The 12991-nt window shown below is 39.7% G+C and carries 11 protein-coding genes; 5 read left to right on the forward strand and 6 right to left on the reverse strand.

Going from position 1 to position 12991, the window contains the following annotated elements; all coding sequences use genetic code 11:
* On the forward strand, nucleotides 1-1265 hold a 1265-nt coding region (locus K1X76_12355; GenBank protein ID MBX7149854.1), incomplete at its 5' end, for a hypothetical protein.
* Between the two features lie 36 nt (nucleotides 1266-1301).
* Here K1X76_12355 and K1X76_12360 read toward each other — a convergent pair.
* The 5 genes from K1X76_12360 to K1X76_12380 all read right to left on the reverse strand — a co-directional run bounded on the left by K1X76_12360 (nucleotide 1302) and on the right by K1X76_12380 (nucleotide 9591).
* Nucleotides 1302-2987, reverse strand: coding sequence for a hypothetical protein (locus K1X76_12360; protein ID MBX7149855.1), 1686 nt, complete (start codon nucleotides 2985-2987; stop codon nucleotides 1302-1304).
* A gap of 177 nt (nucleotides 2988-3164) precedes the next feature.
* Nucleotides 3165-6260, reverse strand: a complete 3096-nt coding sequence (locus K1X76_12365) for a protein kinase (protein ID MBX7149856.1) — start codon at nucleotides 6258-6260, stop codon at nucleotides 3165-3167.
* A 3-nt stretch (nucleotides 6261-6263) separates the two neighbouring features.
* Complete coding sequence (locus K1X76_12370) at nucleotides 6264-7754, reverse strand: hypothetical protein (protein MBX7149857.1); 1491 nt, start codon at nucleotides 7752-7754, stop codon at nucleotides 6264-6266.
* Between the two features lie 135 nt (nucleotides 7755-7889).
* Nucleotides 7890-8684, reverse strand: a complete 795-nt coding sequence (locus K1X76_12375; protein ID MBX7149858.1) for a hypothetical protein — start codon at nucleotides 8682-8684, stop codon at nucleotides 7890-7892.
* Nucleotides 8685-8688: 4 nt separating this feature from the next.
* Nucleotides 8689-9591, reverse strand: coding sequence for a DUF91 domain-containing protein (locus K1X76_12380; GenBank protein MBX7149859.1), 903 nt, complete (start codon nucleotides 9589-9591; stop codon nucleotides 8689-8691).
* 167 nt (nucleotides 9592-9758) lie between these two features.
* Here K1X76_12380 and K1X76_12385 point away from each other — a divergent pair, with 167 nt between their 5' ends.
* Genes K1X76_12385 through K1X76_12395 form a run of 3 tightly spaced genes read left to right on the forward strand, consistent with a single transcriptional unit; the run spans nucleotide 9759 to nucleotide 11382 of the window.
* On the forward strand, nucleotides 9759-10301 hold the full coding sequence (locus K1X76_12385) for a hypothetical protein (protein MBX7149860.1): 543 nt from the start codon (nucleotides 9759-9761) through the stop codon (nucleotides 10299-10301).
* On the forward strand, nucleotides 10292-10771 hold the full coding sequence (locus tag K1X76_12390) for a hypothetical protein (protein MBX7149861.1): 480 nt from the start codon (nucleotides 10292-10294) through the stop codon (nucleotides 10769-10771). The genes K1X76_12385 and K1X76_12390 overlap by 10 nt, the downstream gene beginning before the upstream one ends.
* On the forward strand, nucleotides 10768-11382 hold the full coding sequence (locus K1X76_12395; protein MBX7149862.1) for a DeoR family transcriptional regulator: 615 nt from the start codon (nucleotides 10768-10770) through the stop codon (nucleotides 11380-11382). Before K1X76_12390 ends, K1X76_12395 begins: the two co-directional genes overlap by 4 nt.
* Nucleotides 11383-11561: 179 nt before the next feature.
* Here K1X76_12395 and K1X76_12400 read toward each other — a convergent pair whose 3' ends face one another.
* Nucleotides 11562-12335 (reverse strand): hypothetical protein, encoded by a 774-nt coding sequence (locus K1X76_12400; protein ID MBX7149863.1) that lies wholly within the window; start codon nucleotides 12333-12335, stop codon nucleotides 11562-11564.
* A 389-nt stretch (nucleotides 12336-12724) separates the two neighbouring features.
* On the opposite strand from K1X76_12400, the gene K1X76_12405 reads away from it, so the two are divergent.
* On the forward strand, nucleotides 12725-12991 hold a 267-nt coding region (locus K1X76_12405; protein ID MBX7149864.1), incomplete at its 3' end, for a hypothetical protein.

The raw sequence follows: 12991 nt of genomic DNA on the forward strand, positions 1-12991 counted from the left end.
CAACTGACTGGATTGTAGGAACAAACATGTCGGCCGATGATGTGAATAGAGATGGTATAGACGATTTGGTGACAACTATGGCCATGGCAACCGGTTATGATGACCCTGCTTTAGGCGATGGAACTGGCAATCACGGTGGCGTGGGAGTTGTTTTCGGACGTGAAGCATGGCCAGCTTCTTTTGATATGTATCAATTTTCTGATGCTGCCATTGGTCAATATGATGAAACAGTTCTCGATCGAAATTTAGAAGCTAATAATATTGCAATTTTGGAAGGTGATATTGGCGATGATATGGGAGCATTTAAATCTTTAGGTGGTGCGATTGATCGTAATGATGGGACTATACAAATAGCCAATATAATGGGGTATACTGCTTGTGAAATTACCCCTTTACCCACCATGTCAGGAATAACAGCTAAAGTATCACCTTTTGAAGTGAGGCCATCTTATGATGATATCGCACCGTGTGTTCGCGTTACTAGTGGCGACATTAATGGAGATGGGTATCGTGAGGTATTTTTTGGTGGCGCATCACAATATAGTCCTGTTGGTTCTGGTTATAGCGTATTGGTTCGCGGAGGAGCCTATTTACAACCACTTAATACAATTCAATTGCCAGATTATATGGCAACCTCCAGCGCTTTAGATGCAGTGGCTTTTGTTGGCTTACCATACACGGGTGCAGGTCAATATTCTAATTTTGGTGATATAAACGCTGATGGAATTGATGAACTGTTGGCAGGTTCAAGTTATGAAGATTTGGGTGGCTTTCAGGAGTCGGGAGGAGCGCATATAATTGGTGGTGAAGAATTGGAGCCCTTACCAAGTCTTACAAAAGTAGTATTTGACCGAACATCTGACGCTACACAAGTAGATTTAAGTGAGTTGCCTGGGGCCAAAACTATACATGGCGACCAAGATAACGCCCGTTTAACATGGGCATTTGGAACAGCCTCTGTTAACACACAATGCACAGATGTAGCGGCACTTGTAACCGCCACCCGTAACTATGGTGATGATCAGCATGGTGCCGTATTTGTAGTAAATGGTGTTGATTACAATAATTTTGGTGACGAAACTTGTGTCGATGATCCTGCCTTTCAACGTATTACAGGCCCGGTGAATCAGGAATATGGCTGGCAAATTTTAGGTGGCGATGCCGATGTGAATGGTGACGGAATAAAAGGCGATTTAATTGTGGCAGCACCCTCTGCCTATAACCATGCCGGTGCCTTGTATGTTTATTTGGCGGAGTATCAGTAAGATGGATCCCCGCCTGCGCGAGGATGACAAAGAAAATTATTGAGCTTGAGCCAAAACTTTTTCTACATCCACAACCATACTACCCTTTAAACCTTTAGCCGTTACAATCAGATATTCTTTGCCCGTAGTTGTATTTTGATAATGCGCTAGATTATCGGCTTTAATTTCTACCGTTTTATCCGTAATCAGTGTGCTTAAATCAAAAGTTTTAAGGCTGTTTTTCATCGTGCTGTATGAAATTGCTCCTGTAGGTTGCAAATCCATAAGCATAATAGAATCATCGGCTGTTAAAATAAAAACTTTTGTTTTGGTGGTATTGAGCACTGCTTTTATAGGTTTTTTATTGGTACCCAAGTCAATGGCGGCCGGGGCTAATAATTCAACTACGGATCCATATCTTTCAATAACATTAAAACCAACCAAATACACACTATGGCTTTGCTTATCGAGTAAAAGCCCGGCCCCGTAATAATTATTTTTACTAGGTAAGGGATTAGAGGGGGCAGTGTTGTTACGGTATAAAATAAAATCTTGAATGGAATAATTACTGGGCTTGCCAGGTAATTCGAATACTTTTTTAACAAAAGCAGGATTAGTTCTTTTACTTGTTAAAACAATTTTAGTCTTGTCATTGCTTGGATCATTAGCTGCTACAATATCAGGAACATCCGGATTCCAAAAAGGAGTTTCTGAGCCATAATCTTCAAAAATAGCCAATCCATAGTAATCACCTGCAAATTGGAATGAATCAAAGGTAATAACTTTAGAGGCATTGTAAGAATCACCAGCGCTTTTAATAGGGATATTAAAATTGATGTCTAATACATTATGAATATGCTCATCGTATCTAATAGCATCACTCGTCCACCTCACAAACCGCAAATTATTATCCCCAGCTAACTTGAGCTGCGTATATTTAAATGTATCAGGAACCGTTACACTGCCTGTCCGTAAAAAATCGGGAATATCTTGCCTAAAATTGAGAATATCAAACAACTCTAACCCTTCATCCGGTTGTAAAGCCGCCAGTTTTCCGGTGGTATCCACCGCTAAACCTTCGGTTCCAATAGGCACATCCAAACTGGCATCGCTGTAATAATCATCAAAACTATTCATCACAGCAAAATTGCCATCGGTTTCAGTAATTTTAATGCCACCATTATCGGTAACTCCAGCAAGGTAGTTGTTCCCAATAGGATCGCTTGTTAAATAAGCCATGTCTTTGGGAACACTGCGGGTATAGAGTAACGCGGGATTGGGTGTTTCGGTAATAGCTTCGCTTTTTTGTGAGCCATCCGTCACCGCTACAGTAAGCGTGCTCGCCACAGTGGTGTTGGGAACATTACATTCAAAACTACCATCCATTTTTAACGGACAAGTTACGGGAGTAGCCTCGCTAGCATCCGTAGCAACTTCCACACTAAACATATCAGCATACCCATCGGAATCGGCATCACTCATGCCGGTTGTGTCCACCGAACCGGCATCACCAATAACGGGTGTATCCTGATTGGCATCAGGGGCATAAGCTACAACATGACCTTTGGTTAATCCGGGGGGATCTATACTCGATTGAGGAAGAAGGTTGCCACCACCACTGCCGGGAGATCCTAATTCACCATTGCCATTTTCTTCGCCGGCTGGTCCTGTAGCGCCACCGCCCAACCCAGCACATGCATTTAAGCCAAAAATTAAAAGCAGTATAAATATCCGAATCTTCATAAAAAACCGACCCCTTTGGGATATGAAGCAAGCTCAATGCCAGAATTATTTATTTTTTAAATAAGTTAAGTGGCTGAAATTATTAGGCTTTATAACGAGGACTGATTGACAAGTATTCGATTTATATATACTTTTTGACGACCTTCTCAAAGTGATAACTCTCTTTATGATGAAATCCTATGATGAAATCCCGGCCCTCTTTTGCCAATTTCCATATTCTTCCATGCTGAATTCATCAGTGCTTTTAAGTTGCTCAAGTTCCATAAGTATTTTTGTCATCAATTCTTGATTACGCATTGCTTGAGCAAGATCATACTTTTCTTGTAAAAAATATTGTTGGAAACGGGAAAGATATTTTTTTTGAGAAATATAAGTTTCGGCCTGGTCAAGAAATTGATTTGCATCGCTTAATTTATTCTGTTTTCTAAAAATAGTTGAGAGCCCCAATAAACAACCCAGAATATGAAAATAGATTTTAGCTTCTTCTCCTGTTTTTGTTTTTTCCAACCCCATTTTGACAAATAAAAAATATTTTTCAGCCTCATCAAAGTTTTGCATCTCAAGATAAATATTGGCTATATTGTAAGCAATCATCAAGTGCTGGATGCTATCTTGTTTACGTTTAGCCAAAGAAAACGCATGGAAATAATAATAAAGAGCATTATCCATTTTTTTTGAGTTCATGGCACTATTGCCAAGCTCGTTGTACACAACATTTAACCAGTAAACCGTTCCTCGATTCTTAACAACCTGAAGGCACTGTTTAAGTAAAGCTTCACCTTTCTCGATATTGTTTTGCTGAATATAAAGCCTTCCCAATTTGTAAAGAAGTACGGGATACAATGATGAATTCTGATTTTTAGAAAAAATTTGTAACTGTTCTTCAAGGATGGAAATGGCTTTTTTGAACTCGCCTTTGAGATAATAAACAGAATCGATGTCGCTTTGAGTCGTTTTTACTTTGAGATTTTCATCCGGCAATCTTCTCCATTCTTCCAATGTCGCTTCCATTATTTGGAGAGCTTTTTCAATATTGCCCATGCCGTATTCTACCCGGGCCAGATTATTTTTAGCCGAAATCCCCATCCATCCAATTTTAGGGTTTTGTTGAGAGATAAGCAGATGTTGTTTGAAATAATCTTTTGCTTCATCCCATCTTTTTAAACTCATGGAAGTTAATCCAAAAAGTTCAATTGCTTTTGCATAGAATTTCTCAGGAAAAACAGATCGTTTTTCATTGAAAATGTTCGTTAATAAATCGCGGACTTTTTGGATATTGCCAATTTCAAGATGCAGTTCCGATAGTTTAATGATTGTTTCAATTTGCTGCTCATTAGTAAGGCCTCTTTTTTTGAGAAGAAGTTCCAAAATATCAATAGCTTCTTCAAATAAAAACTTTTCTTTTTTAATGGTAGCTAGCTGGATCAAGCACGGAATAGCTTGCTCTGTTTTGCCATGCCCCCGATGGTACATCACTAATTCTCTATCTGCTATTTGTTGCTCCAAATAATCGGCAATTTTATCGGAGCGTGTTTCCGTATCGGAGTTATCCATCATTTCAACCACTACTTCCGCATAAAGAGGATTTGTAAAATGATACGCGGCTCCCTCACGATGAATGATATTTTTTTGTTCGAGAAAATTAAGATCATCCTGAATACTTGAGGGCTGTGAAAGCTCCATTAAATCTTGAATGGTTGGCTTTCCTGTGAGGGCCAGCATTTTGAGGATATCCCATTGATGAATACTAAAAGTTTCTTGTTCCAACTTATTTTTAAGACGGTTTTTAATGGATCCCGATAAATTTTGTTTTTCCAGATTAAGCCCGATATCTTCCAGAATATTTGGCGACCACTTGCCGTGCGAATCACGCAATAAGCCTTTTTCAAAAAGTTGGGCGGTGTATTCAGCTAAAAACCTCGGATTCCCCTGGGTATGGGCAAAGATGGTTTGAACTATTTTGGAAGGAAAAGACTCTATTCCTGAAACTTTTTTAAGATAAATCTCGATTTGATTGAGAGAAAAGTTTTCAAGTTCGATTTGAGATAACTTAAAATTTATAGAGGGGGCTTCTTTTGAGGTGAGTACCAGTAAAAAGGCTCTTTTAGAAAAAAGCATGGTGACAAATTGAATAAGACTTTCATCTATTATATTTTGGTCAACAAGCAAAATGGCAGGAGTTTTTATTTCATTGATGGGTGTAGCATTGAAAGCTTCGAGGCTTACGATGTCCACCATATTTTTCTGGGCCAAATGTCGCATTTCTTCCAATAATCTTGTTTTGCCAGTGCCTTCTGATCCATGAATAACTAGAACGGGAGGTTCATTAAATTTTTCGGACAATATCCTGTCTTTAAATAAAGTTTCTATCTGACTTGTTTCATGCTCACGACAGACCAGAGATCCTTTTTCAGGGATATAGCTAAGAGCCGTATCTGTAGTTTCGATTTCGTAATTTTTCCCGGACAAGAGAGATAAATCATGGATAACTTCGGCGGCACTTTGGTAACGCTGACTTGGTTTTTTTTCAAAAAGTTTTGAAAAAATCTTATCAAGATAAGAAGGCAGAGTATTGTTTACATGTGATGGCAACGGAAAAATTTGGTTTAAGTGGGCTTCTTTTGCTTCTTCCTGACTTAATGCCGTAAAAGGAAGCTTGCGACAAAATATTTTAAAAAAAGAAACGCCTAAAGAATATAAATCGGCCCTTTGATCGGGTTTTTGAGAATTTAAAATTTCGGGAGCTATGTAGGTGAATGTTCCGGCGTATATGGGAGAATCGGAAGAAGATGAATGACGGTTATAAAAATTGGCCAGGCCAAAATCGATAAGTTTTAAAACAGGATTGGGTAACTGAGTGACAAGCATGTTTTGCGGCTTGATATCAAAATGATTAACTCCCTTTTCATTCAAATAATTTAAAGCTCGAAGAGACTGTACAAAAAGCTCTTCTTTACCCGCATAATCCATGTTTTTTGTGGATTCGAATAAATCTTGGCCTTCGATAAGTTCTGCCGCAATAAACAATGCATTCCTTTCGGCATCAAAGCCCGCATCATGAATAAGGCCAATGTTGGGATGGGTCAGATTTTTAAGCGTATCGAGTTCGGCTACAAAATTTTCTTTTTCAAGTTTTTGGTTCTTTTTTCCGGCCAGATAAATAATTTTAAGAGCGTATTCGGTTTTTCCGCCTTTAGTGGCTACACGCATAACCGTGCCTGAAGATCCGGCACCCAGCGCATTTTTAATAATATACGATTCTTCGATACGCATGCTTTAGGAAGAGAGGGTAGCATGGAAAGAATATAAAATCTCCATTCTTTTGGTAAAATCCTGGACCGATTCTTGTTTACGGAAAAGCATATCTTTATAGAGGGTAATCAGATGATCACTAGCTTTGGCCAGCAAAGCCTCTTGATAAACAGGTGTAAGGCGCGGACTTTTACGGCTTAACTTGTGCGCCAGATAAGGCTTATCATCAGAATCTACTTTTGCAATAGCCTGAAATTTTTCAGGGTCGAATATTCTTTTAGGTAAGCCTTCGGAAACAACGGCCGTGCTTATTTCGATGAGATTTTCCCGCAGCTTGTACATGTCGTTGACCACCTCATTCAACACATCAAGCGATAAATTTATTTTTTGAAGCGGACCTGAAAGATTACTAAATTCTTCTTTGCCTAGAGGCATAAAGCCGCGATTGGTAATAAAAGCCACCAATTTCATGGCAAAACCAAAAGGTGAAATATCGGCTAGAGGATCGGTGTCGTCTGCAGAGCGATCGTGATGAGCGGTAATTTCATTACAAACTTCTTCGGGAAATCCCCATAAATCGGCAAAATAAGCACTGACTATAGGATGCAGTTCGTAAATAGCTTGATAAAGAAATTCTTCGGGGAAGCCGTTATTAGTTTTAAGCTTTCTTAAAATTGAAAATAAGGCCTGTTCTCCGGCATTTTGTGCCAATACCGCCATTATAAAGTGATGAGGGTTCAGAAATTTTAAATGAGGAGCAAGTTTTCGGGCCATGAGTGTGGCCAGGCTCGCAAATTCTTCTTGTTGCTGTAAGTAAGGAAGGTCGGTACTTTCGGAATAAAAACCGTCGGAAGATAAGGCCAAGAGCAACAATGTTTTAAAATTTTCGTAAGACATCTCTTTATAAAAATCATCCAGATTTGAAAATTTATTTTGAGAAAAAAGAGTATGGTTGCCCAAGTCAAAAAGACGAGGTCCTAAGTGAGGCATACGGGCTAAAAACATATCGAGACTTTCGCCATTAGGAAAAAATCCTGTTGACTCGGAAAGATGTTTAAAATCTTGTGTTCGGTTAGAGATAATTTCAAAAATAAGAACCAGGTTTTCGGGTAAATGGGGAATGGTTGTCGTAGAAAAAACCTGTTTTTTAAGTTTTTGGCATAAATCCTTAAAATCGGTACTTGGTATTTTATATCGCCATTGCCCTATGGTTTCTTCCATGAACTCTGTAGTCGTATCAAAGGCAGTGCTGTATTTGCTTTTTTTGAACTGAGCTTCTTCTTGAGTAACAGACGTCCATCCTAGAATTTCGGTAATATCTTTTTTAAGCAATGCGGACAAAATAACTAACTTATCCCGTTCGGGCAATTTAGCCCCTAACTCGATGGCGTGGTAATCATCCTTATTGATTTTGAGAGCATCCGCTGCTTGCTGAGTGGTTAGACCAATACTTTTTCGAGCGCGTGCAAGGAGAATCCCAAACGAGAGAAATGGGTGTTGATTTGATGCAGTCATAAGTACCTTTCTGCTGAGAAAATATCTAAACATTGTAAATGGATAGCATATGATTTGGCGAGTGCTTTTAAGGTGGGACTTATGATTTTTGCGAGGAAATATAGGGGATTGTATGATGGATAAAAAATTATCCCATTAAAAGAATGAGGCATTAAGGTCTGTTTTTAGCTTATTTTTTAATGCATCCATTTTTGAATCAAATGTTTTTCGATTTTCATTCGGCTCCTTACTCAGTTTAACAGCTTCCCTGCGGTCTTGTTGAGCTACCTCTCGAATCATCTCAATGTCATTAAGATACATTTTAAAATCTATCAAAATGTCTTTAATGATTTTTGATATTTCATCCGGAAAATACAGCTCATTTGCAATCCAGTAATTATTGGCTTCATTTATGCTTTTCCACGCTGAGGTATGTTCAGGGAAGAATTCGTACTCTTTCATTTTTTCCGCACCGCTTTTGGCATCTGTAGCATAAGCTTGTAAAATTTCTTTTTTCAATTTGTCAGCAATGAGCCAGTCTTTAATATGTTTTTCGGCATCTTCTTGGCTAAAAGTGGCATAGTCATATCTTCTTCTAACCCCATAAAACTGCATAACTAGAGCATGGGCCTTACGCATTAAAAGAAGAATTTCGTTATAGGTTTTATGTCGCTGTTTAATTGTCAGTTCGGCGTTGATAATATCTTTTTGAAGATTCGTTTTGATCGCCTCAGCCCGCTGGCCTATCTCACTTTTGTAATCCTCCATTTTTTTATCAAGTTCATGTTGCTTGGCATTAATCGCGTTTTGCGATCTGGTTGTAATAAAGGCTTCAATCTGCTTTCTAAAAACGAACCAGAAAGCTGCAAGTGTTACGGTGCTGGCAGTGATATTTTTTATAACTGGCAGGATATATTCGATAAAATAATTTTGAATTACGTTCCAATCCATAATGCTAGCGGCTTTCCAGATATGACTGTTTGACAAAGCTCATCACATATTCCAAGTCATCCATGTTTTTAAGAATAATCTCGGTGTTCCCATAGCCATAATGTCCCACTTTGGAAACATCGCGTGTCATGCCTTTTGGATCATTTAAATCTTTTTGATCAATGATGATGTGAATTTTGAGAGCATTTACCTGTATACTGACATATAAGAAAGCGCGATTGGTGCGGTAAGCAACATAATGTTTGCGGGGCAATTCTTCAATTTCTTGTTCGCTTTCGAAATTTAAAACACGTTCCCGTAATTCTCCAAAAATTTCTTTTATATTGGGCTCCGCTTTCTCAAGCAGGCGATCCACGGAATAATTATCGTAGGAAATGCTGGTTACTTTATTGACGGAAGTTTCTCTGCTTTTTTTAGCTTGGGAAGTGGCAACAGACCGCAACTCAAAAGTATTATTTTCGTAAAGAGAGTAAGTCCACAGCTCTATATTTTCCGCCATGCGGTTGATGGCAAATTGATCGTATTTATTGAACGACTGGGCAATAAGTATGAGGCGTGGTGAACCATATTCCACTTGTATTTTTTCTTTTAAAATTTTTTCGACCAAAACCTGAAAATCACCTTTGTGATCAATCAGCCAATCCAAATAAAATAAACCCTGATTGATGATATTGTCTTTTTCGCCCCATTTATATTCGATGATAACGGGTGAATCATTGTCATCAAGGCCTAAGCTATCAATGCGTCCTCCATGCTTTTCGCTGATAACAAACTCCGTTGCTAAAAAACGCACATTAAAAAGGGTTTCTAGGTTGGATTCTACAAAACGTTGCAGTTCTTTTTCGTTACGGAAATCTTTTTTCTTTAAGATTTCCAAGGAACCATTTTTATTTGTAAACAGTGTCATAGGTTTGCAACGTTAAGCAACTCGCCTTAAAAAGCCAGCTTTTTTTGGCGTGTGTTTTACCGGATGGAAAAGACTTTTTTAACGCTATGCGTAAAGTATTTTTTGCACGAAAACTCATAAAAACCGTTTGCAATTTAATTTTACCAGTTCAAGAATACAGCCCTTAAATGCCTTTAACAAAAACGCACAAAAAATGGCTTAAAAGTGTTAGTGCCGTATTAGCTCTTATTGCTGGTAGTCATTATGCTGGTTCTTATTTTGATCATTTCTTGAATGACAAAACCCCCAAGCTGGTAGTGAACCAGCTTTACAATACAGTTGAGCCTAAAAAACCAGTGCCTGTTCAAGTTGGTGGTTTGATTTTGGATTACCAAGCTTCTCCCCAAAACAATGTAAATCAATATGTAGTGCAAATTGAGAATATAGGCCGTGGCCCTGAAGAAGATGTGGGTATCAGCGTTCAATTCTCTTCTGAAGTAACAGCAAGTGAACCTAATATACAAAGTCTAAAAATCTATCGTCCTGAAAATGCCCTATGGAATGAATCCACATATTTTATGAGTTTGGGTCAATTCCCCAAAGACGCTTTTGCAAACTTAGCATTTGAAGTGAAGAACAATATTAATAAATTATGTGAAACAAATGTGAAGGTAGCAGGTAAGCAAGTAGAGGCTCAGATTGAGAAAATAAAAGGATTAGAATGCAATTGATGAACAAAATTTTGTTTATATGCGTTTTGTTATTTTCTCTGAGTATAAGAGCAGAGGAATGTGGTTTTGCGGATGGCGGCTATTGTGTTGATAAAATATTGAATGAAACAATCCGCATTGTAAACGAATCTCCCCTTGAGAAAGTTAATTTAATTAAAAAAGAAATGGCAGAGACTGGATTTGGGAAACTAGGTGGTATGATCTTAACTGAATCAATGGTGACTGATGGCTCATTTACTTATACGCGATATGAGACATTTTGGAATTGGATGGTTAAATCTACTGTAGCAACTGAGAAAGAAAAAAGTGCTGCTTTTGATGAGGCTAGCAAATCTGGAGGCACCAAGATTGCCGGGGCAAACTTAGTAGTATTAGCGGCGCGTACACTTCAAGAATTAGTTAATCTACAAATTTTAACTCTGCAGGATGCACAGAAAATCCTCAACGATGCAAAGGAAGGGAACTCATGAACTGGAAAGAAAAATTCAGAGATGTTCTTTCTCCGCTTTTGACTTTGTACACCATTACCTACATCGGCCTGATGCTGGTTGATTTCATCTTAAAAGAAAAATTCGATATGCCTGATGGGATGATGGTTGTTTATATTGCTCTTGTAGGTGCCTATTCTGTCGAAAAGGAAGTTAAAAGATGGGTAGGACAGGAAGATCCTCCCCGAAAAGGATCAATATATGTTTATTTCTGGCTTCTGTTCTTTTTGATCGCCTTTGTAATGAGCAGTATCGACAAGGCTTTTGTTTTACCGAAAGACTTAACCGCTGTGGCACTTCAGGTATTGGGTATTTTCTTTGGATCAAAGGCATCCAAAAAGATTTATGAGGCTAGCGATAAGAAGCTTTCAAATGAAGAAAAGTACACTACTCGTGAAGAGCAAGTTTTGGCTGTTGTTAATGATAAGGGCAAAGTAACCCGCAAAGAAGTGGTAGAGATTCTCAAAGTTTCTGACAGTACCGCCGGACGAATACTGGCTGGAATGGAAAAAGTAGGCAAAATCAGCCAAGTGGGAGACTTTAAGGACGCTTATTACATCAAAAGCACCGGCTCCAAGCCCGAAAACAAATAAATAAGTAAATTCAGTTATTTATAAGTACAACCCAGTACTGCTCATATCTACCCAAATACAGCTCATTTATGACTCATCGCCTAAAAAGTGAGTAGTAAGTGCTACCCAATACTACTCATATACGGTTCAAATACGACCCAAACCAGCTTAAATACGGCTCGACTCGAATCATAGGTGACCTAATCCATGACATCGGCCAGCTTCGCTTCCAAAAGCTGGGAATTAAGGAAGAATCCCTCAGAATAGACCGCTTCTTTGTCGGTTAGGGTAGGATGATAGAAGATATCCGAAACATACCGCTGATACATGTCGGTTTTGTAGGTTTTAATGATGATGAACGGCAGGTTTTTGAGCTTTTCCTCCACAAAGGCTTTGGCTTGATCGGCTCGATTAGGAGTAACAGCTTGTTTAACCAGTTCGGCAGTATTGATTCCACGAAAACGCGTGCGAACATTAAGCCAGACTTCAAAGCCTAAATCGATGCGGACTAAAAGTGTATCGCCATCCACCACATGTTCAACAATAGCTTTGTAAGTATGAAGGGGACTAACAGGACGAGCTAAAGCTGTAGTTTCCTGTGGCGCTGGAAGTTGCCTAAGATTGAAATAATCTTTTTGAATAGCTTTGCGTAGCTGGTCACGACTCCAGTTCTGTTGCGACGCTGTTACGACGTAAAAATCACGCTCTTTTGTATCTTTGAGCGACAGCAACTCTACAAAATGAGACCAACTGAGAACAGAACCTTTAGTATCAGGAACACCTTTAGGCCACAGAGTGTAAAACTGCTGGATACGGTAAAGAAGACTAACCTCCATGTTGAGGTCGGCGGCCAGTTGCGCCAGCAACGCGGCCGAATTGGCATTAGCCAATTCTTTGGATTTGGACAAGCGCCGACCCATCTGCCAATAAGTTTTAAGGCGAATTGCATTCGCCGCCTCTAAGCCTTGCCGCATGATTTCGGTAAGGTCAGTAACTAAAGTTTTGTATTGGGAGTTAGGACTTAAGGACGGCACACGAATAATTTACGTGAAACAGACAAAAAATCAACCTGTAAATTGTGCTAAGTGTGCCGAAGCACAAGCCAAAGGCTTGGCCGTTCCCGCCTTTAATAGGGGTGGGCGGCCGAAAGGCGGGTTCCCACGGGTGGGTGGGGGCAAGTAGGCCACGCCGAAGGCGACTGGCCACGACCCGGGCCGGACCAGGCCCGAGCTGGCTGGAACCGTAACCCGAGCACGGAAGGAATAACGATCACCCAACTTTGCGCACCCCTCTTTTCAGACGTACTTTTAAAAAACAATCCAGGACCTGGAGTGGACGGCACCTTAAAAATAAAAGTACGCCGATGTTGGTGTGCAAAGCGGAGGGGTTTGGGGAGGAGCTTTGCACAATCTTCCGATTCTTCCGGGAACCCTGGCGAGGAACGGGCGGGCCTGTTGCCCAGCAAAGCTGGGCAGGGAGCAAAAGCCGTGACGCTGAGCAAAAGCGAAGTGGCGCGGGGTTTGCCTCGGAACGGGTTATGCACGCGTTTGTTTTCAAGCGCGCGGTTTATTCTCAAAAAAACCTGAACCAATTTTCTTTCACGTTAAGCAATTTTGTCTTTGAGTTCTCG

This window comes from bacterium, assembly GCA_019695305.1.
Classification (GTDB): domain Bacteria; phylum UBA10199; class UBA10199; order UBA10199; family JAIBAG01; genus JAIBAG01.